The sequence below is a fragment of the Micromonospora sp. NPDC051141 genome, assembly GCF_044455765.1.
In the GTDB taxonomy this organism is placed as follows: Bacteria; Actinomycetota; Actinomycetes; order Mycobacteriales; family Micromonosporaceae; genus Micromonospora.
Map to the genome: position 1 here is coordinate 1 of NZ_JBITFD010000021.1, position 20,809 is coordinate 20,809.

Consider the following 20,809-nt stretch of genomic DNA (forward strand, 5'->3'; position numbering starts at 1 on the left):
ATCGGGTTGACCGGGCTGCTCGGCGACGATGGCGGGGCGGTGTTGCCGTTCGCGTGGACCGGGGTGCGGTTGCACGCGACCGGGGCGACCACGCTACGGGTCCGGCTCACACCAGCCGACGACGGGGCTATCGCGGTGGCGGTGTTCGACACCGCCGGCCAGCCGGTGCTGACCGCGGACTCGCTGGTGATGCGGCCGGTGACCACCGACCAGTTGGGCGTCGGGGTACCGGATGCGGCGCAGTCGCTGCTCGCGGTGGAGTGGGTACCGCTACCGGACGCGGAATCCGACACCACGTCGGCAGCTACCGAACTGGGCTGGGCATGGCACAGGCAGCGCCCGCAACCTCTGCTGGTGCCCCACTCGCCAGCCGGGCTTGATGGTGAGCTGCCTGCGGTGGTGGTCGCTGAGTTGCCGGCTGCGGGTGATGGGGTGGGTGTTGTTGAGGCTACGCATGCGGCGTGCACGGTGGTGTTGGGTTGGGTTCAGGAGTGGTTGGCTGATCCGGGCACGGAGAGTTCCCGGTTGGTGGTGGTTACTCGGGGTGCTACTGATGGCAGTGATTTGGCTGCGGCTGCGGTGTGGGGTTTGGTCCGTTCCGCGCAGTCCGAGCATCCTCACCGGTTCGTCCTGCTCGACCTCGACGACAACACCCACTACGACACCGATCTGGGCAGGATCCTGGCAGCGGTAGTCGACAGCGGTGAGCCGGAGATCGCGGTACGCGCTGGTGGCCGGTATGTGCGGCGGTTGGTCCGGGCTGGTGCTGGTGGTTTGTCGTTGTCTGGCTCTGGTGGGTTGTTGGCGGGTTTGGATGCGGGTGGCACGGTGGTGGTCACTGGTGGGACGGGGGTGTTGGGTGGGTTGGTGGCCCGGCATCTGGTCACCGCGCACGGGGTCAGGCATCTGTTGTTGTTGTCCCGGCGGGGTCCGGCCGCTGCGGGGGCGGCGGAGCTGGTCGGTGAGCTGACCGGGTTGGGCGCCCGGGTTCAGGTGGTGGCGTGTGATGTCGCTGACCGGGATGCGCTGGCTGAGGTGTTCGCAGGGGTGCCGGCCAAGTATCCGGTGGTGGGGGTGGTGCACACCGCGGGTGTGCTTGATGACGGGGTGGTCGAGGCGTTGACGCCGCAGCGGCTGGAGCCCGTACTGCGGGCGAAGGCGGACGCGGCATGGTGGCTGCATGAGCTGACCCGGGACTTGGATCTGGGGTTGTTCGTGGTGTATTCGTCGGCGGCGGCCACGCTGGGGTCCCCGGGGCAGGGTAACTACGCCGCGGCGAATGCGGTCCTGGACGCTTTGGCGCTGCGCCGGCGGTCCGAGGGTCTGGTTGGGCAGTCGTTGGCGTGGGGGCTGTGGGCTCAGCAGTCGGCGATGACCGGGCATCTCGGCGAGGCCGATCTGGACCGGATGCGACGCAACGGCTTCCTTCCCCTGTCCTCCGAGCAGGGCCTGGCGTTGTTCGACACGGCAGTGCGCACCGACCGGCCGCAACTCGTGCCGATGCGGGTGGACCTTGCCGCGCTGCGTCGCGCCGCCGCTGGTGGCCTGCCGCCGTTGTGGCAGACCCTGGCCGGCGGGTCCGCCCGCCGGGCCGCGTTCACCGCCGACACGCCGGTGGATCTGACCACCAGGTTGGCGGCGATGGGCGTGGAGGAACGCCGGCGGACAGTCCTGGAACTGGTACGTACCCACGCGGCTACAGCCCTTGGTCACGACAGTGCTCAGGCGGTCGCACCTGATCGGGCGTTCCGCGAGCTTGGTTTTGATTCGTTGACTGCTGTGGAGTTGCGTAACCGGTTGGCTGCCGCGACGGGGTTGTCGTTGCCGGCCACGCTGGTTTTTGACTATCCGACGCCGGTGGTGTTGGCCGGGTATGTGTTGACGGAGCTGCTTGGTGAGCAGGCCGATGTTCTGGCGCCGGTGGTGGTGGGTGCGGGTGTTGATGAGCCGGTGGCGATTGTGGGGATGGGGTGTCGGTATCCGGGTGGGGTGGGTGACCCGGACGGGTTCTGGCGGTTGTTGGTTGAGGGTGTCGACGCGGTGGGTGGGTTCCCCACCGATCGGGGTTGGGATGTCGGGTTGTCAGATGACCCGGGTTCGGCGGGGTCGGGGAGCAGTTATGTCCGCGAGGGTGGGTTCCTGACTGACGCGGCGTTGTTCGACGCGGGGTTCTTCGGGATCAGTCCGCGGGAGGCTGTGGCGATGGATCCGCAGCAGCGCCTGCTGTTGGAGGTTTCCTGGGAGGCGTTGGAGCGGGCCGGGATCGACCCGTCGGGGCTGCGCGGCTCGGACACCGGCGTGTATGTCGGCTTGATGTACCACGACTACGCCATGCAGTTGGCGGCGAGCCCGGCCGCGACCGAGGGATATGGCACCGGGACCAGCGGAAGTGTGGCATCGGGGCGGGTGGCGTACACCCTGGGCTTGGAGGGCCCGGCGGTGTCGGTGGACACGGCCTGTTCGTCGTCCCTGGTCGCGGTGCATCTGGCGGCGCAGGCGTTGCGCTCGGGTGAGTGCTCGATGGCCCTGGCCGGCGGTGTGACGGTGATGGCCACGCCGGGCGCGTTCGTGGAGTTCTCCCGGCAGGGCGGGCTGGCCGCCGACGGGCGGTGCAAATCGTTCGCGGACGCCGCCGACGGCACGGGCTGGGGTGAAGGCATCGGAATCCTGGTGTTGGAGCGGTTGTCGGATGCCCGCCGGCGGGGGCATCAGGTGTTGGCGGTGCTGCGGGGCAGCGCGGTCAACCAGGACGGGGCGTCGAATGGGTTGAGTGCCCCGAATGGTCCGTCGCAGCAGCGGGTGATCCGTCAGGCCCTGGCCAACGCCCGGCTGTCGCCGGGCGAGGTGGACGTGGTGGAGGCGCACGGAACAGGCACGACGTTGGGTGATCCGATCGAGGCGCAGGCGCTCATTGCCGCGTACGGCCGGGACCGGCCGGCGGATCGGCCGTTGCGGTTGGGGTCGGTGAAGTCGAACATCGGCCACACTCAGGCCGCCGCAGGGGTCGCCGGGATCATCAAGATGATCCTGGCGATGCGACACGGCCTGATGCCCAGGACGCTACACGTGGACGAGCCTTCCACACACGTGGACTGGTCGGCCGGAGTGGTGCAACTGCTGACCGAGGCCACGCCGTGGCCGGTCAACGGTCGGCCGCGGCGGGCCGGGGTGTCGTCGTTCGGGATCAGCGGCACCAACGCCCACCTCATCCTCGAAGAAGCCGATCCCGCACCGGAAAAGGCGTTGGACCATGAGCCGGCCCCGCTGCCGGCCGGCGGGGTGGTGCCGTGGTTGTTGTCGGCCAAGTCCGAGGTGGCCCTGCGGGCGCAGGCGCAGCGGTTGGCCGGTTTCCTGACCGATCGGCCTGAGGTCGCGCCGGTTGCGGTGGGGCGGGCGTTGGTGGACAGCCGGGCGACCGGGTTCACCCATCGGGGTGTGGTGCTCGGCCAGGATCGGCAGGTGTTGGTGGATGGGTTGCGGGTGCTGGCCGCGGGTGGCCAGGCGTCGGGGGTGGTGAGCGGGGTTGCCGGTTCCGGGCGGCTGGCGGTGGTGTTTTCCGGGCAGGGGAGTCAGCGCCTCGGAATGGGCCTGGGTTTGTATGAGGCGTATCCGGTTTTCGCTGACGTGTTCGATGAGGTTTGCGCGTCCTTTGACCGCCATTTGGAGCGGTCGTTGCGGGACGTGGTCGCGGGCGAGGCGCAGTTGTTGGATCAGACGGTGTACACCCAGGCGGGGTTGTTCGCGGTGCAGGTGGCCTTGTACCGGCTGATCACCTCCTGGGGAATGGTTCCGCAGTGTCTGGCGGGGCATTCGATCGGCGAGTTGAGCGCGGCTCATGTGGCCGGGGTGTGGGATCTCGCCGATGCGGTGGCGGTAGTAGCCGCGCGAGGCCGCCTGATGCAGGCGCTACCTACTGGCGGCGCCATGGTCGCGTTGACCGCCAGCGACGTCGAGGCGCAGGACCTGATCGCCGGGCACACCGACCTGGTGGGCGTCGCGGCGGTCAACGGTCCCCGCTCGACGGTGATCTCCGGTGACCAGACCGTGGTGTTGGACCTGGCACAACAGTGGCGGGACGCCGGTGGCAAGGCGCGGCGGTTGCGGGTCAGTCACGCGTTCCATTCGCCGTTGATGGAGCCGATGTTGGCCGACTTCGCCGACGTGTTGGGCGGGGTGGTGTGGCGTGAGCCGACGATCCCGGTGGTGTCCGGCACCCCGGGTGCGGACGTGATCGAGCCGGGATACTGGTTGGCGCATGTCCGGCAGACGGTGCGGTACCACGACGCGGTGAACGCGCTGCGTGAGCAGGGCGTGGGCGTGTTCCTCGAACTGGGCCCGGACGGCACCCTGACCTCGATGGCCGACACCGACACCCCCGACGCAGGGGTGTGGCTGCCCGCGCTGCGAGGTGACCGGGACGAGCCGCAGACACTGCTGACTGCGGTCGCCGGGGTCCACGTACACGGCGGGACGGTGGACTGGCCGACACTGCTCGACACAAGCGCAGGTCGGCGGGCTGTGGAACTGCCGACGTATCCGTTTGAGCATCAGCGGTTCTGGCCGCAGTCGGCGGTGGCTGGTGTGGGGGATGTTCGGGGGTTGGGTCAGGGCTCGGTTGATCATCCGTTGTTGCGTGCGGCGGTGTCGTTGGCTGATGGGGACGCGGTGGTGTTGACCGGCCGGTTGTCGTTGTCGGAACAGCCGTGGTTGGCCGATCACGCGGTGTTGGGTGCGGTGTTGCTGGCGGGCACGGCTTACGTGGAACTGGTGATGTACGCCGGGGACCAGATCGGCTGTGGCGTGGTGCAGGAGTTGACGCTGCAGACCCCGTTGCTGCTGCCCCAACAGGGCGGGGTGCAGGTGCAGGTGTGGGTCGGTGACCCCGACCAGGACGGTCGACGACCGGTCAACGTGTACTCCCGGGCCGAAGGCGCGGAGGGTGTGGGGGGTGCGTGGATTCGGCATGCCACGGGTGTGCTGAGCCCGCAGGCTGGTCGGGTGCCGTCCGGGTTGGGGCAGTGGCCGCCGGCTGAGGCGCGGCCGGTGGTGGTGGACGGTCTGTATGAGCGGTTGGCCGGTGGCGGGTATGTGTACGGGCCGGTGTTCCAGGGTTTGCGGGCGGTGTGGCGTTCCGACCGGGATGTGTACGCCGAGGTGGCGCTGCCCGAACACGCCGCAGCGGATGGGTTCGGGTTGCATCCGGCGGTGTTGGACGCGGCGTTGCACGCGATCGGGTTGACCGGACTTCTCGGTGATGAGGCGGTGTTGCCGTTCGCGTGGAGCGGGGTGCGGTTGCACGCGACCGGGGCGACCACGCTGCGGGTCCGGCTCACACCAGCCGACGACGGCGGGGCTATCGCGGTGGCGGTGTTCGACACCGCCGGCCAGCCGGTGCTGACCGCGGACTCGCTGGTGATGCGACCGGTGACCGCCGACCAACTCGGCGCCGGGATGCTGGACGCGGCGCAGTCGCTGTTCGCGGTGGAGTGGGTGCCGCTACCGGACGCGGAACCGGTGGCTGCCGAACCGGTCTGGGGACGGCACGGGCAGGTTGATGGTGAGCTGCCTGCGGTAGTGGTCGCCGAGTTGCCGGCTGCGGGTGATGGGGTGGGTGTTGTTGAGGCTACGCATGCGGCGTGCACGGTGGTGTTGGGTTGGGTTCAGGAGTGGTTGGCTGATCCGGGCACGGAGGGTTCCCGGTTGGTGGTGGTTACTCGGGGTGCTACTGATGGCAGTGACTTGGCTGCGGCGGCGGTGTGGGGTTTGGTCCGTTCCGCGCAGTCCGAGCATCCTCACCGGTTCGTCCTGCTCGACCTCGACGACAACACCCACTACGACACCGATCTGGGCAGGATCCTGGCAGCGGTAGTCGACAGCGGTGAGCCGGAGATCGCGGTACGCGCTGGTGGCCGGTATGTGCGGCGGTTGGTCCGGGCTGGTGCTGGTGGATTGTCGCTGTCTGGCTCTGGTGGGTTGTTGGCGGGTTTGGATGCGGGTGGCACGGTGGTGATCACTGGTGGGACGGGGGTGTTGGGTGGGTTGGTGGCCCGGCATCTGGTCACCGCGCACGGGGTCAGGCACCTGTTGTTGTTGTCCCGGCGGGGTCCGGCCGCGGCGGGCGCGACCGAGCTGGTCGGTGAGCTGACCGGGTTGGGCGTCCGGGTGCGGGTGGTGGCGTGTGATGTCGCTGACCGGGATGCGCTGGCGGCGGTGTTGGCGGGGGTGCCGGTCGAGCATCCGGTGGTGGGGGTGGTGCACACCGCGGGTGTGCTTGATGACGGGGTGATTGAGGCGTTGACGCCGCAGCGGCTGGAGACGGTGTTGCGGGCGAAGGCGGATGCGGCGTGGTGGCTGCACGAGCTGACCCGTGGCATGGATCTGGGTTTGTTCGTGGTGTATTCGTCGGCGGCGGCCACGCTGGGGTCCCCGGGGCAGGGTAACTACGCCGCGGCCAACGCGGTCCTGGACGCTTTGGCGCTGCGCCGGCAGGCGGAGGGTCTGGTTGGTCATTCGTTGGCGTGGGGGCTGTGGGCTCAGCAGTCGGCGATGACCGGGCATCTTGACGAGGCCGATCTGGACCGGATGCGACGCAACGGCTTCCTTCCCCTGTCCTCCGAGCAGGGCCTGGCGTTGTTCGAGGCGGCAGTGCGCACCGATCGGCCGCAGCTCGTACCGATGCGGGTGGACCTTGCCGCGCTGCGTCGCGCCGCCGCTGGTGGCCTGCCGCCGTTGTGGCAGACCCTGGCCGGCGGGTCCGCCCGCCGGGCCGCGTCCACCGCCGACACGCCGGTGGACCTGACCACCAGGTTGGCGGCGATGGGCGTGGAGGAACGCCGGCGGACAGTCCTGGAACTGGTACGGACACAGGCCGCCCTCGTGCTCGGCCATCCCGACCAGACGACGATCAACCCGGACAGCGCGTTCCGAGACCTCGGTTTCGACTCGCTGACCGCGGTGGAGCTACGTAACCGGCTGGCCACCGCGACCGGCCTGTCGCTGCCGGCCACGCTGGTCTTCGACCATTCCAGCACCGGAGCCTTGGCCGATCATCTGCTGAGCGAACTGGCTTCCGCCGTGAGTGCCGGCAGCCAGCCCAGCGCCGGAGCCGACTCGGCCGGCCCGGGACCTGTACGGGTGTCGAACCTCGCGGAGATGTACATGCAGGCCGAGGTCGACGGCAGACACGACGAGTTCTCCGACGTGGTCGGCCGGTTGGCGAAGCTGCGCCCGACGTTCGGTGTGGACACGGCCGACGAGGGGGTCCGGCCTCCCACCCGGATCGCCACCGGCGGCGGCAGGCCCAAGTTGTACCTCTTCAACCCGTACGTGGCCCCGGTCAATTTCCCGTATGCGCGGCTGGCGTCGGCCTTCCACGGCACCCGCGACGTGTCGGTGTTGCACTCGCCCGGCTTCCACGCCGGTGAGAAACTGCCGGAGAACATCGAGGCGATGACGTTCGCGTACGCCGAGACGATTATCCGAGACAACGCGAACGGCGAAGAGTTCGCCCTGGGCGGCACCTCCAGCGGTGGGCTGATCGCCCACCGGGTCGCTGCCGAACTGGCGCGGATGGGCATGCCGCCGGCTGGCGTCATTCTGCTCGACGCACCGTCGCAGGAGGACCATCAGACGGTGTCGGAGGACGGGCCGCTGTGGCAGAAGCAGATCTTCGAAAGAATCAGGCGGACCGGTGATGACGGCGATGACAGCTGGGTCTTCGCGATGGTCCACTACCTCTCCTTCCCGTGGTGGCCCGCGGAGCACATCGAGATACCGACGCTCCAGATCCGGGCGTCCGAACGGATCAGCGGACCGGCAGACAACGACGACTGGATGTTCACCTGGGACTACGCCGCCACAGTCACGTTGGCAGATGTGCCAGGGAACCATCTGCAAATAACCGACGAATACGCTTCGGTGAGTGCGTTGGTCGTCAATGACTGGCTCTCCCGCTCGCCCGAGGAGCGCCCAGCGTTCGTGGACTACCGGGGATCGAAGTAGAGGGGACCATCCTGAGCTCGGGGGCTCGCGGACCTGGACCGTGCGCACGCGCACGACGCCGCCGGTCGTCCGGGCGTCGCGTACATCGAAGGTGTTAACTCTTTTTCATGGACTGGCAGGATCTGCGCGCGCTGCGGGCGGCGGTGCAGCACGGGTCGATCACCGCGGCGGCAGCGGCGCTCGGTCGGACCCGGCCCGCCCTGTCCCGACGGATCGCCCGCCTGGAGCGACAGCTCGGCACACCGCTGCTGGTGCGGACCCCGCGGAGCTGCGTGCCGACCGACGCCGGCCGGCTCTTGGTGGACGCCGCCGCCCGGGCCGCTGCCTCCTGGACCGCCGCCGTCGGACAGGCCCGGGATGTCGCCGGCGGCACGGCGGCCCCGCCGCCCACCCCGGACTCGGTGACCTGGTCGGACCTGGCGGTGCTGCGCGCGGTCCACGAGTACGGCGGCGTCGCGGCTGCCGGCCGAGAGCTGCGACTGGCCCGGCCCGCGGTCTCCCGGCGGATCGCCCGGCTGCACCGGGTGGTCGGCGTCGCGTTGCTGGTGTCCGGCGCCCGACGTGCGACTCTCACCCCCGCCGGACACGTCCTGCTCAAGGGCGCCGACCGAATCGATGCCGCCCTGGCCCAGGCGGTCTCGCCGCGGCGACCCACCAGAGCGCCATCGCCGCAGGCCCGCCTGCCCGAACGGCTGAGAGTGGCCTTCGGGCTGATCTCCCCGCAGCAGGTGGTCGCCCGGCTGCGTGCGTCGGTACCCGCCACCGCCTGGCAGTTGGAACAGGTGCCGCTACCGACGGCGGTGCACCGGATGCGCGCCGACGACCTGGACCTCTTCTACGGCTGGTCGATGGGGTTGGCGATGCCGCGCGGCCGGGGGCCGGTCCGGATGCGGTCGCTGCTGGCTGCGCCGTACGCGGTGGCCGCGGGCGCCGGGCACTGGGCGGCTGGCCGGGCCGGGCTGCGGGTGACCGATCTGGCCGGCGAGGAGTGGGTGGTGGACCCGGATCCGGTCATCCGCGCGTACGAGTTGGGGCTGTGCCGCCGCTACGGCTTCGTGCCGGAGACCGTGCACGTCGCGGGGGATTCGGCGGCCATTCGGGCCCTGGTGAGCGCGGGACAGGCGATCAGTTGGGTGGTCGGCGGGCTGATGCCCGGCGACGACTACGTGGTGGTGCGTCCGTCGGACGCGCCCCTCGGGCGGCTGGTCCTCATGTGGAACGCCCGGGTGCTGACCGACGCCGACGCCGGCTGGCTGGGAGAGCTCATGCTCGACCTGAACCTGCGGCTGTGGCGCGAGCGTGAGCCGGCCCTGATCGAGTGGCTGCGCCGGCACGCCACGTCGGACCTTCGCCGTCGGCTCGGCCGGTCCGCCGGTGGAGCGTGAACCGAGCTGTACCGGCCGGGTCGCAGCGCGCCGGAATGGCCGGGCCTCCGTCCGGCAAGGGCGTTGATCACGTCGGTGACCTGCGCTTTCGATGTGGACACCGGTCTGGTCCGGTACATCTTGGCCGGCCCGATCGTCGATCGGCGCCGTAAGGCGATCGTTGCACGAGCGCGGGGCGTGCCGAGAACGGCTCTGGCAGCCCCTACCGGCGCGGGCGAGGCTGACGGCGGCTGATCGTCGCCCGGAACCCACCCCGTCCCGGGGGCGGCCCGGCCGACCGACCGCGTCCGTGTCGTACCGCAACGGATACGGACGCACGATCCGAGAGGACCTCCATGTTTCTGCGCAACCGCGTGTGCGTCGGCCTGCTCGCCGCCGCCGGCGCGCTGGCGGCAGGGCTGGCGAGCATCGCCACGCCGGCGATGGCGGCGCCCGCGCCCGCAGCGGTCGGCTACACCGCCGTCGAGGGCGTACGCACCCTGACCTTCCTCAACGCCCCGGAACGGCTGCTCTACGGCGAGGACACCGACCGGGACCTGATCTATCGGGGTTCGCTCGACCCCGGCGCCCACCGGGTCTTCTTCGAGCACGGCAACTACAGCGGGACCCCGTTCGTCTACGGCATCCTGGTGCAGAACACCTCCGGCTGCGACCTGACCGTCAAGGTCGACCGCAAGGGCTACGGCACCTACCCGGGCGCTGGCGTGGGCGCCGCCGCACCGCTGGCCACCATGCTCAACGGCAACGGCGCGGAGACGGCGAAGTCGCTGCCGCGCAACACCAGCGCGTGGCTGTTCACCGCGACCGCCCCGGCGAACGCCTTCTTCACCGGCGCGATCGACCTGAACACCACCCGGGTGGTGAGCTCCTGCGTCGGCGGCGCGGTCTTCGTCAAGGTCGGTGTCTTCAGCGCCCTGCCGACCGCGTCGGCTGCCGCCGCGCTGCCGTATCGCGGCGCCGACAACGGCGACGGCCTGCACAACGACCGCAAGGTGTACGACGGCCGGGTGACCGTGCCGTACGGCGTCAACCGGCATGCCAACGAGGTGGTCGCGCAGAACCTCAACTACACCATCGACGCCACGACCGCGCTGAACCAGAACTTCCCGGTCAGCTACGGCGGGGTCACCCGCGACCGGTGGACCACCAACGCCACCCCGTCCCGTAAGCCGGCCGCCATCGGCAACGACATGCTCTCGGTCTGGATGCCGCTGTCGTCGAGCAGCTTCACCCTCACCGAGATCAACCCGTTCGAGCTGGACCCGCGCAACAGTGACGGCACCACCGGCAACCTGGCCAACTGGGGTGTGGTGGAGACCAACACCGGGCGGATCACCAACAACACCGGTGTGTCGCACACCGTGCGCTACGTGCTGCGCCAGGGCGACACCGGAGGCAACGTGCGGTTCGCGCACCGGTGCAGCGTCAACGGCGCGGCTGCGGCCTGGACCAGCGTGGACATGCCGGCGGGCGCGCCGGCGAAGACGAAGGAGTGCGTGATCACGGTGCCGGCCTTCGGCTCGGCGACGTTCTCGGTGTCCCAGGTGCTCGGCGGGCCGAGCATCGGGGTACTGGAGAACTATCTGGTGATGACCGCCTGACCGACCGGTCTCGGGTGGGTGCCGGCCGTACGGTCGGCACCCACCCCGTCGCCCCGGTTTCCCCGGCCGGTCGTGCCGCCGGTGCAGACCCGACCACACGTCCACCGCGGGCGTGGGAGCACAGATCGCCGGCGCCGGCCACTCCGTCGTTGACGAACAGTCGGCGGCTGTCGTCCGGTACCTGACGGCATTCCTGGCTGATCTGCGGAAACGGGAGCCCACGTCCGCGCGCCCCCGTTCGGCGCAGGTCGGATTGAGCAATGCGGAAGAAGATGAGGGTACCGGCGCGTACTATCTTTCCCCGGTAAGCATTGATCAGCATGAAACGACGCCTGGTCGCGGGCCGTGTCCCGTGGTGGGCCCGAGGGGTCGGCGTGCCAGGTCAGAAGGGCGAGCCTGAACGCCCTCGGCCAGTCGTTGGTGATCGTGCCTGCGTCGTACCCGGATCGCGCTCCCGGCCGTGGCGCCCGCGTTCGCGGCGACGCGATCCGGGCAGAGAGCCGGTTCGGCCGGGTCGCCGACCCCGCATGGGAGGAGAAGACCGGATGAGTGGTCCGCGGATCGTGTCCCGGGAGGACTGGCTGCGTGCGCGCATCGAGTTGCTCGCCAAGGAGAAGGCGCTCACCGACGCGCGGGACGAAGTCTCGGCAGCGCGGCGGGCCCTGCCGATGACGCCGGTCGAGAAGGACTACCGGTTTCGGTCCGCGTCGGGTGAGAAGAGCCTGCTCGACCTGTTCGAAGGGCGCCGGCAGCTCATCACGTACCATTTCATGTTCGATCCGAGCTGGGACGAGGGCTGCGTGAGCTGTTCGTTCCTCGTCGACAACGTGGCGCACCTCGGGCATCTGCATTCCCGCGACACGTCGTTCGCGGCCGTCTCCCGGGCGCCGATGGAGAAGATCGAGAAGTTCAAGGCGCGAATGGGCTGGACGATCCCGTGGGTGTCCTCCTTCGGAACCGACTTCAACTACGACTTCAAGGTCACCGTGGACGAGTCCGTCGCCCCGGTCGAGTACAACTACAAAGACAAGGCGACGCTGGAGCGCGAGGGCCTGACCCACCACATGAGCGGTGAGCAGCACGGGCTGAGCGTCTTCTTCCGGGACGACGACTCGAACGTCTTCCACACCTATTCGACGTACGGGCGAGGGCCGGACATCGTGCTCGGCACGTACAACTACCTCGACTTCACACCGCTGGGACGGCAGGAGGTCGGCACCGGCATCATGTTCTTCAAGCACCATGACCGGTACGAGTCGGCGGCGGACGGGCCCAGCTGCCACTGACCGGCGCGCTCCCGAACGGTTCGGGCGGGCTGGTCCCGCCGCCTCCCGAGGAGAGTGCGTTCCGTGCGGGCATGTGCAAGCGTCGATGCATGCTGACGTTGCGGCTTCTCGGTCCGATGCAGGTGCAGGCCGCCGGTGTTCGAGTGGACGCGGGGCCGCTTCGGCAACGGATGGTTCTCGCGGCGCTCGCGATCGATGCGGGAAGGCCGTTGCAACCGGAGGCGCTGATCGATCGGGTCTGGGGGCAGGCCCTACCGCTACGGGCACGCCACACCCTGCACGTCTACGTGGCGCGGATCCGCAAGGTGCTCGCCGCGGCCAGCGACCTCAGCGGTTGTCCCGCCACCCTGACCCATCGATCGGGTGGTTACGTACTGGAGGTGGACCCGGACGCTGTCGACGCGCACCGCTTCCAATCCCTGCTCGACCGCGCTCTGCCCGACCGCCATCCGGTGCGGGAGCGGGCGGAGTTGCTGAGGGCCGCGCTCGACCTGTGGTGTGATCGTCCGTTGGCCGACCTCTCCGGCGAGTGGGTCGAGCAGGTGCGGGAGCAGTGGCAGCAGAAGCGCATCATCGCGCTCACCTCCTGGGCGACCGCGGCGGTGGAACTCGACACCCCGGAACTGGCGCTTCCCGAACTCCTCACGGCCAGTGCCGAACATCCGCTGGTGGAGACCCTGGTGGCGGCGTTGATGCGGGCGTACGCCGCAGCCGGCCGGGGCGCGGAGGCACTGCGGCACTACGCGGCGACCCGGCAGGTGCTGGCGGAGCAACTGGGCACCGAGCCGGGACGGGAGCTTCAGGCCCTGCACGGGAAGCTGCTGCGCGGCGACCTCGTGCCGGTGTCGTCCGGGCCGGCGCCGAGCCGCCCGCGACAAGCCGAGCCGGAGGATCTCGGCGGCGGTGCGGTCGACCGGGCCTTCGACGGACTTGCCCGGCCGGCACAGTTGCCGCACGCGGCGCCTCGCCTCGTCGGCCGGGACGCCGAGCTGGCGGCGCTTGACCAGATGGCGGTCGGCCCGGCGGTGGTGGTCGTCTCGGGCATGGCAGGTGTGGGCAAGACGGCCCTGGTGGTGCACTGGGCCCACCGGGCCGCGCGCGAGTTCCCGGACGGGCAGCTCTACTGCGACTTCGGTGGTTTCGGTCCCGCCGAGCTGCCGGTCCCGCCCGAGGTGGCGCTGGGCGACTTCCTCCAGGCGCTCGGGGTGCCGTCCCCGCAGATGCCGATCGGGGTGGCGGCGCTGGCGGGCCTGTACCGGAGCCTGCTCGTCACCCGGCGCATGGTGATCGTGTTGGACAACGCCCGTACCAGCGACCAGGTCCGCCCCCTGCTGCCCGCCGCCTCCAGGAGCGTGGTGCTGGTGACGAGCCGCGACTGTCTCACCGGCCTGGTGGCGGGCGCGGCGGCTCAGCCGCTCGCTCTCGGCCCGCTTCCACCACCGGCCGCGCGCGCTCTGCTGCGCTCGCGGCTCGGGAACCGTGGCGGCACGACGGAGGCGCTCGGCGACATCGTCGCCGCGTGCGGCGGTCTTCCGCTCGCTCTGACGATCGCGGGCGCGCGCCTGGCCACCCGCCCCCTGCTGTCGGTGTCGCAGTTGGCCGCGGACCTGCTCGCCGCCGGAACACTCGACGCCCTCGACGGCGGCGACGCCTACACCGACGTCCGCACCGTCCTTTCCTGGTCCTACCGGACGCTGCCGGATCGACCCGCACGTCTGTTCCGGTTGCTCGCGGTCCAGCCCCGGCAGGAGATCACGGTGCCGGCCGCCGCCAGCGTCGCCGGGATGTCCCCTTCGCAGGCGGAGCGGGCGCTGGCCACACTCGTCCGGCTGCACCTGATCGACGAGTCAGCGCCTGGACGATTCCGGCAGCACGACGTTCTCCACCGGTACGCCACCGAACTGCTGCACGCGAGCGAGACCGCCGCCGAGCGGAGCGCCGCGCGTGACCGGCTGCTGGCGCACTACGCCGGCACTGCCGTCGCCGCCGCACGTCTGCTCGAACCGCACCGCGAGATGCCGCCGGTGCCGCCCGCCGGGCCGGACGTGTATCCGGTCGTCCTGGGCGACGTCGGTACGGCCCGGCAGTGGCTGGACACCAACCGGGCCGCACTGGTGAACGCCGTGCGGGAGGCCCACGCGACCGGTGCCTACCCGGCGGCCGGGCTGATCGCCGCCGCTCTGGCCACCTACCTGCAGCGGCACGGGCACTGGCACGACCAGGCCACCGTCGCGCGCATCGCGCTGCGCGCGGCGGTGTGCCTCGGTGACGGTACGGCGCGTGCGCTCGCGCACCGGGGCACGGCACGCGCGTTGATCCGCCTGCACCGCTACGCCGAAGCCGAGGTGCATCTGCGTCGTTCCCTGCGCCTGGACCAGCGCCTCGGTGACCCCCTGGGGCAGGCCCGGGCCCTGAACGGGCTGGCGCTCGTGGCGCAGCGCCGCCGCCGCTACGCCGACGCGCTTCGCCGCAACGGCGAGGGTCTGGCCCTGTTCCTCGCCGCCGGCCACCTCAGCGGCGCCGCCTCCACGCTCAACGACATCGGCTGGCAGCAGACCCTGCTCGGACGGCACCGGCATGCCCTCTCCTCCTGCGAGCAGGCTCGGGTCTGGCTCGGTCGGCTCGGCGACACCCACGGTCAGGCATGCGCCTGGGACAGCCTGGGCCACATTCACGCCCGGCTCGGCAGCCACGGCCTGGCGGCCCACTGCTTCCGCCAGGCGGTACGGCTGTTCCAGTCACTCGGCGACCGCTACCTGCAGGCGCAGGCTCTGGTCAACAGCGGTGTCAACGAGATGGCGCGGGCGAGGCGTCCCGATGCTGTCCGGTCGTGGCAGGAGGCGTTGGTGATCCTGGAGGGGCTGGGCAGCCCGGAGGCGCGAACCGTCCGGCGCCTGCTGGCGGACGGCCGGGCACTCTCCGGGCCACCCCGGGACGAGACGGCCGAACCGCCGTACGCGTGCCGGCAGGGATGACAGCCCGGTCACGCGGGCGGCGCGCGCCCACCCGCCGTTGATCAGGCAGGTGGGCGTGTGCCGTCGTCGGCAGGCGAAAGCGCGGCGTCGACAGGCGGATCACCGAGCACAGCCCGCGCCCGCCGCACCCCCTCGTCCAGGGCGCTCGCCAAGCCGGCCAGTTCGGCGCGCTGGTCCGCGGGCAACGCCCGCGCGGCAGCCCGCCGCAGGGCGAGCTCGGTCCGCGCGAGCCCCGCGGCCCGGTTGCAGTCGGCGTCCTGAACCGCGACGGCGATCTCTCGTTCCCGGTCCACCTTCTGCGACACCAGATGTTTCCGCAGTTCCTTCGGGTTCTCGTACCGAAGGCCATGCCGAGCCATGCACCGGCTCCACTCCCGCAGGGGCGCCTGTAGCCGCGGATCGGCGGCCACTGTCCTGGCGAGCGTCATGTTGATCCCCGACGGCAGAAAGGTCACCCGGGCCCAGGTGGTGACATCCCCGAACACGGCAGCGTGCGCCCGGGCGGTGCAGCCCTCCACGGGATACCCCACCTCTCCGGCCCCCGGGACCCGCAACTGGGCCACCTTGTGCGACCGGCCGAACAACGCCTCGTCCAGGCGGGCGCCGCCGGAGGCGCGGGGCGGCTCTCCGGCGGCGCCGCGGCCCGCACCGGCCAACCCGTACCCGTCACGCCGTCGAGCTTCCAGGTTCAGCGCGCGATCCTCGTCCGAGCCCGGTGGCGGTCGGTACACGAAGCCGGACCAGGTGAGCCCGGCAGCGCGTACGCAGCGCCGGGTCGCCCGCTCGTCGGCCAGTTCGACGACGTAGTTCCGGTCGGGGTAGGCGCCGGAGTTGGTGGCCAGGTCGATCGCGGCGGTCGTCAGTTCGGGTCCCACCTCCGGAGGTTCGGTCACGGCCGCGGCGGTGGGGATGGTCTCCGGCTGCCCCGCGCAGCCGGAGAGCACCCCCACCAGCAGGGCCGACAATGCCAGGAGCCGCGTTCGGCGTGCCTCGCGCATCACCAGCCAGCCTTCCTCTTCAGCGTGCGGTCAGCGCGGCGAGCACCAGTGGACCGAGGAGACGATGTCCTCCCAGGAGCCGACCGGGCTCGGGCCGGGATCGGTGTTCATGTAGGCCCGGTAGGCCCCGAGCGCCATGGGCAGGTAGGTGCCCGCGTAACCGGGATCCGTCCAGAGGTAGACCCAGCAGGTCCTGCCGTTGTTGAACGCCGAGGACGCCTTGTCGTTCGCGGTGCCGATGCTGCTGTTGTCGTACTTCCCCTGCCAGCGCAGGCCGGTGAAGTTCCGGTCCCACCACAGGCAGACATGCTCGTCCGGGCAGTCTCCGCGGCCGTCCGCCTGGGCCGGCGCGGCGAACGTGGTCGCCGCCGCCGCGACGACGCCCACCATGACCGCCACCCGTCGCACGCTCTTCCTCATGGCTCTCCTCCGATCGATGCGGTTCGTCCGTCCGCCGGCTGCGGCTGCGGTCCCGCACCGCCGGCGGACACCAGCGTCGACGACCGGAGTCAACCGATTCCTTCAGAGCGCTCAAATGCCCGGGTCACCGGCTGTGCCAGGCCGCTGCCCGGCGGCCTCCGACCACCCTCGGGCGCCGTCCACACCGGCCCTGATCCCACTCGCGACAGCCCACCCACGGCGCTGTGCGGGCCGGCCGGCCGCCCAGACCGCCCTCGACGTCGGTGTCCGCGGCGTTCGACATTCGTCTGATCCGTCCGTCCTCGCTCCATCTGACGGTGACCGGTCCCGCCGGATGTATCAATCGCGCCGTCCCGCGCTCCTGAACAACGTCACCGCGTCGGCCGGGTAGGCGACAACGCCGGGTCGGCGGTCCCTCGACGATGGGAGAGGCCTGTCATGGGCAACGTAGGAAGACGTGTCCGCCGCTCGGCGCTGGCCGTGCTCACCGGCACGGCGCTGGCCGCCCTGCTGGCGGTCACCACGGCCGCCGCCGCGCCGGTCGAGGCGCGGCAGGACAGGGCGGCAGCGGCCCGCACCGACGTCTACATCCGGGACGTCGCCGCCGACGTCGGCGTCCAGCCCCACTCGTACAACCCGCTGTGGGCCAGCCCTGACATCAAGGTCTGCCCGACCGCCGTCGAGTGTGCCGTCAGCCAGAACCCGATCGTCGGCGTCACCAACTACCTCTTCATCAAGCTGCGTAACCCCGGCCCGTACGGCACCGGCACCAGCAGCGGCGTGCTGCGGGTCTACCGGACGACGCCGGGTGGCGGCGCCGTCTGGCCGACGCACTGGACCCAGATCGGCGCGATGAGCGTGACCGCCTTCGCCGGCACCACGACCGTGACGATCCCGTGGACCGGAGTGCCCGGACCGGGCCACTTCTGCCTGCTGGCCAGGTGGGTGTCCGCCACCGATCCGATGACCTTCGAGGGGCCGGACATCAGCACCAACACCCGTCACAACAACAACATCGCCTGGCGCAACGTCGACTCGGTGCGACTCGTCGCGGGCGGGACGCCGGTGGTGCGGCCGTTCGCCATCGGCAACTCGCTGCGGGTGGCGACCAGGAACGACCTGGTCTTCACGCAGCCGGGGGAGCCGATCCAGGACGTGGGCGGCCGGGTCGTCGTCGACCTCGGGCCGACCCTGTTCGAGCGGTGGCAGGCCGGCGGCAAGGTCGGCACCGGCGTACGCGAGGTCGGCAGGAACCAACTGGAGGTCGTCGAACCGGCGAAGGCCAGCCTCGGCAACCTGCTGCTGGAACCGGGTGAGCGGGTCGAGTTCTCCCTCACCTTCGCGGCCGCGGTCGCCTCGGACAAGGAGTTCGCGCTCGACGTGACCCAGTTCGGCCCGGACACGAGCGGGGCGGAACGGACCGACCTCGGTGGGGTGGAGTACCTGATCGGCGTCGGGCGGCAGTAGCCCGGCCACCGGCGGGGGTCGTGGGCCTGGGCAGCCCGCGGCCCCCGCGCGCCCGCCGGGACGGTCCGGCGTCCCGGCGGGCACCGCCACCCCGGGGGCCCGGGAGACAGGTCGGTCGTGGAGCCGTCGCCGGTGTCGGCGGCGGTGTTGGCGGTGGGTCAGCGCAGCGAGACCCAGGTGGTGGCCACCACGTAGCCGTCGGTGTGGGCGCGCAGCCGGACCGGGCCGGGCGGGGGAGCGCCCAGCGAGAAGAAGCCGACCGCGTCGACCGGCGCCTCCGCGTACGTGCCCGAGGCGGTCTGCGCGGACACCCGCCCACCTCCGGGCGGGGAGAGTTGACCGACGATGCCGGCGTCGGACACCTCGATCTCCAGCGCCACCACGGCACTGCGGAACGACAGCGTGCGCGTCGACCCGGCCGACCGGGTCAGCGCCGGGGCCGTGTCGCACGCCGAGTCGAACGTCAGCTCGGCGAGCGCCACCTCCTGGTCGACGTTTCGCCAGGTGAACGCCGCCCGCGCGGCGGTCAGGAACTCCTCCGGGACCGACCCGGGCTCCCGCAGCGCCGCACCCAGCTCGGCGGTCAGGGCCGCGTCATCGGCCGGCGGCAACGGCTCCATCGCGTTCACCTCCGTTCGTGCGGGTCGCGGTCGTGCCGAGGAACGGGGCGAGCGCCGGGCAGTCGCGTAGCCGCCGCAGGCATCGGGCCTGGGTCGGCCCGATGCTGCCGACCGGCACGCTCAGTCGCTCGGCGACCTCCCGGTAGCTGGCCGGCGGGTCGGCGGTCAACAGGGCCAGCAGCTTCTGGCAGCGCGGCGACAGTTGCGCGAAGCCCTCCCGCAGCGCCTGCCGCCGCTCCGCGCGGAGCAGTTCCTCGTCGGGGGCCGCCACGTCCGTCGTGCGGGAGAAGCCGTGGTACGCGTCCAGCGCGTCGTCGTACGGGTCGAGGAGTTGGGTGCGCCGGCCGAGGCGGGACAGCCGGTAGCACTCGCGCCGGGCCGTGGTGGCCAACCAGGAGGCGAGGGCCTGCGGATCGCGTACCCGGCCCAGCTGCTCGACGAGACGCAGCCAGACGGTCTGGTTGACGTCGGCGGCGTCGGCGCGGCTCAGGTCGTACGACCGGATCACCGAGTAGACGAGCGGGGTGTACCGGTGGACCAGCTCCACCCACGCCGACTCGTCGCCGCCCGCCGCGGCGGTCACCAGGGCGGTCGTGCTCGGGTCGGTCACGGCGACGCCGTCCGTCGGCCGGTGCGGCACTGCTCCGCCGCTCGCGACCGCTCGTTCCCGCCGCCGCGCTGCGCCCGCCGCCGGCCGGGACCACCGCACGGTGCTGCCGGTTCGTTCGCGACCCGCGCGTTCATCCGACGAGCACGCCGTAGTCGGGGTGCCAGCGCGGCGCGGCGAGCAACGTCAGCCGGGCCGCGTCGGCGCTCAGTCCGCCGGCGGTCATCAGCGCGGCGAGCCGACCGGAGACGTGCGCCGTGGCGAACGAGGTGCCCGCCCAGGCCGCGAAGCCGTGGAACACCCGGGTCGGCCGGCCCGGTAGCGGCAACTGCCCCTCGACGTACGTGCTGTGGCGCTCGCCGACCGCGCAGACGTCGACCCACGGCCCGTATCCGCTGTAGGCGGCCGGCACCACGCCACCGGCGCCCGGGCTGACCGCCGCCACCGCGACGACCCGGCCCAGCGCGGCGGGCCAGATCGGCCGGCTGGTGCCGGCGTTGCCCGCCGCCGCGACCACGGCGCTTGCCGCGGGTAGCGCGGCCACCGCGTTGGCCAGGGGCAGCGACGGCTGGTCGTCCTGGGTGAACCCGCCCAGGGAGAGGTTGACCACGGACACCGCCGGCGCGAGCCGGGCCGTCGCGGCCACCACCGACGCCTCGTCGCCGACGCCGGTGGCGGTCAGCGCCTGCTCCGGGTCGACCCGGACCCCCGGCGCGGCCTGCCGCACCACCCCGGCGACGAAGGTGCCGTGCCCGCCCTGGGGGGCGAGCACGTCGGTGTGCACGTAGAGCGGGTCCTCGTCGTCGACCTCCGGCAGGTACGCCCCGCCGAGCCACTGCGGGTGGTAGCCGCCGGCCTGCCGCCAGATGCCGGTGTCGCAGATCCCGACGGTCACGCCGGCGCCCTCACCCAGCCGGGCCGGGTCCGGCGGCGAGAGCGCGGCGACCGTCGTGGGCGGGCCACCCGGGTTGCCCATGATGTTGCCGAGACCCAGCAGCACGTGGTGCGGCTGCACCTTCGGCGCCGGCTGACCCGGCCACTGCTGGGGGTCGCGCAGTTTGGTCACGAGCGTGGGAACGTCGGTCTCCCGGTCGAAGAGCAGCCGGGTGACGCCGGCGAAGCCGTCGCCCACGACCACCACGTGGCCGAGGGCACGCAGCCGGGCGGTGACCCGCTGGGCGTCGGCGTCGGCGGCGAGCAGCTGCCGTGGCCGGTAGAGGAACTCCCGGCCCGGCGTGGTGTGCCGGCGGACGTTCTTGTCGGCGGCCAGCGCCTCGTCGAAGGCGCGCTGGTAGGCGGCGTCGTCCGCGCCGTCGGCGCGGACCGGGGCGGCACGGGACCCGGCGGCGAACGACGCCGCGGCGGCCAGCGCGGACGCGGCCAGCAGCCGCCGTCGGGACAGGTGGCCGGCCGGACGCGGCGCGGCGGGATGGTCAGGCGACACGGGTC

11 protein-coding genes are annotated in these 20,809 nt (G+C 71.5%); 6 read left to right on the forward strand and 5 right to left on the reverse strand.

Annotated features, from left to right (window positions below; all coding sequences use genetic code 11):
* Positions 1-141 precede the first annotated feature (141 nt).
* The 5 genes from ACIA6B_RS29715 to ACIA6B_RS29735 all read left to right on the forward strand — a co-directional run bounded on the left by ACIA6B_RS29715 (position 142) and on the right by ACIA6B_RS29735 (position 15,248).
* Complete coding sequence (locus ACIA6B_RS29715) at positions 142-8,001, forward strand: SDR family NAD(P)-dependent oxidoreductase (protein WP_396778397.1); 7,860 nt, start codon at positions 142-144, stop codon at positions 7,999-8,001.
* Positions 8,002-8,108: 107 nt separating this feature from the next.
* Positions 8,109-9,386, forward strand: coding sequence for a LysR family transcriptional regulator (locus tag ACIA6B_RS29720; protein WP_396778399.1), 1,278 nt, complete (start codon positions 8,109-8,111; stop codon positions 9,384-9,386).
* Positions 9,387-9,721: 335 nt separating this feature from the next.
* The gene (locus tag ACIA6B_RS29725) at positions 9,722-10,987 is read left to right on the forward strand and encodes a hypothetical protein (protein ID WP_396778401.1); all 1,266 of its coding nucleotides are present in this window, start codon (positions 9,722-9,724) and stop codon (positions 10,985-10,987) included.
* 545 nt (positions 10,988-11,532) lie between these two features.
* On the forward strand, positions 11,533-12,273 hold the full coding sequence (locus tag ACIA6B_RS29730; RefSeq protein WP_396778403.1) for a DUF899 domain-containing protein: 741 nt from the start codon (positions 11,533-11,535) through the stop codon (positions 12,271-12,273).
* A gap of 89 nt (positions 12,274-12,362) precedes the next feature.
* Positions 12,363-15,248, forward strand: a complete 2,886-nt coding sequence (locus ACIA6B_RS29735; RefSeq protein WP_396778405.1) for an AfsR/SARP family transcriptional regulator — start codon at positions 12,363-12,365, stop codon at positions 15,246-15,248.
* Positions 15,249-15,289: 41 nt separating this feature from the next.
* Here ACIA6B_RS29735 and ACIA6B_RS29740 read toward each other — a convergent pair whose 3' ends face one another.
* Complete coding sequence (locus ACIA6B_RS29740; protein ID WP_396778407.1) at positions 15,290-16,246, reverse strand: hypothetical protein; 957 nt, start codon at positions 16,244-16,246, stop codon at positions 15,290-15,292.
* 30 nt (positions 16,247-16,276) lie between these two features.
* Positions 16,277-16,666, reverse strand: coding sequence for a peptidase inhibitor family I36 protein (locus ACIA6B_RS29745; RefSeq protein WP_396778409.1), 390 nt, complete (start codon positions 16,664-16,666; stop codon positions 16,277-16,279).
* 438 nt (positions 16,667-17,104) lie between these two features.
* Here ACIA6B_RS29745 and ACIA6B_RS29750 point away from each other — a divergent pair, with 438 nt between their 5' ends.
* Positions 17,105-18,133 (forward strand): hypothetical protein, encoded by a 1,029-nt coding sequence (locus tag ACIA6B_RS29750; protein WP_396778410.1) that lies wholly within the window; start codon positions 17,105-17,107, stop codon positions 18,131-18,133.
* Between the two features lie 158 nt (positions 18,134-18,291).
* Here ACIA6B_RS29750 and ACIA6B_RS29755 read toward each other — a convergent pair whose 3' ends face one another.
* The 3 genes from ACIA6B_RS29755 to ACIA6B_RS29765 form a co-directional block, all read right to left on the reverse strand.
* Positions 18,292-18,753: a hypothetical protein gene (locus ACIA6B_RS29755; RefSeq protein ID WP_396778412.1), complete on the reverse strand. Its 462-nt coding sequence runs from the start codon at positions 18,751-18,753 to the stop codon at positions 18,292-18,294.
* On the reverse strand, positions 18,728-19,363 hold the full coding sequence (locus ACIA6B_RS29760) for an RNA polymerase sigma factor (protein WP_396778414.1): 636 nt from the start codon (positions 19,361-19,363) through the stop codon (positions 18,728-18,730). The genes ACIA6B_RS29755 and ACIA6B_RS29760 overlap by 26 nt, the downstream gene beginning before the upstream one ends.
* 130 nt (positions 19,364-19,493) lie before the next feature.
* Positions 19,494-20,804, reverse strand: coding sequence for a S8 family serine peptidase (locus ACIA6B_RS29765; protein ID WP_396778415.1), 1,311 nt, complete (start codon positions 20,802-20,804; stop codon positions 19,494-19,496).
* Between the last annotated feature and the right edge of the window lie 5 nt (positions 20,805-20,809).

Bases quoted from the DNA above. Each gene is read 5' to 3' on its own strand.
- ACIA6B_RS29720 (WP_396778399.1), top strand. From the start codon at position 8,109: ATGGACTGGCAGGATCTGCGCGCGCTGCGGGCGGCGGTGCAGCACGGG.
- ACIA6B_RS29725 (WP_396778401.1), top strand. From the start codon at position 9,722: ATGTTTCTGCGCAACCGCGTGTGCGTCGGCCTGCTCGCCGCCGCCGGC.
- ACIA6B_RS29730 (WP_396778403.1), top strand. From the start codon at position 11,533: ATGAGTGGTCCGCGGATCGTGTCCCGGGAGGACTGGCTGCGTGCGCGC.
- ACIA6B_RS29735 (WP_396778405.1), top strand. From the start codon at position 12,363: ATGCTGACGTTGCGGCTTCTCGGTCCGATGCAGGTGCAGGCCGCCGGT.
- ACIA6B_RS29740 (WP_396778407.1), bottom strand. From the start codon at position 16,246: ATGCGCGAGGCACGCCGAACGCGGCTCCTGGCATTGTCGGCCCTGCTG.
- ACIA6B_RS29745 (WP_396778409.1), bottom strand. From the start codon at position 16,666: ATGAGGAAGAGCGTGCGACGGGTGGCGGTCATGGTGGGCGTCGTCGCG.
- ACIA6B_RS29750 (WP_396778410.1), top strand. From the start codon at position 17,105: ATGGGCAACGTAGGAAGACGTGTCCGCCGCTCGGCGCTGGCCGTGCTC.
- ACIA6B_RS29755 (WP_396778412.1), bottom strand. From the start codon at position 18,753: ATGGAGCCGTTGCCGCCGGCCGATGACGCGGCCCTGACCGCCGAGCTG.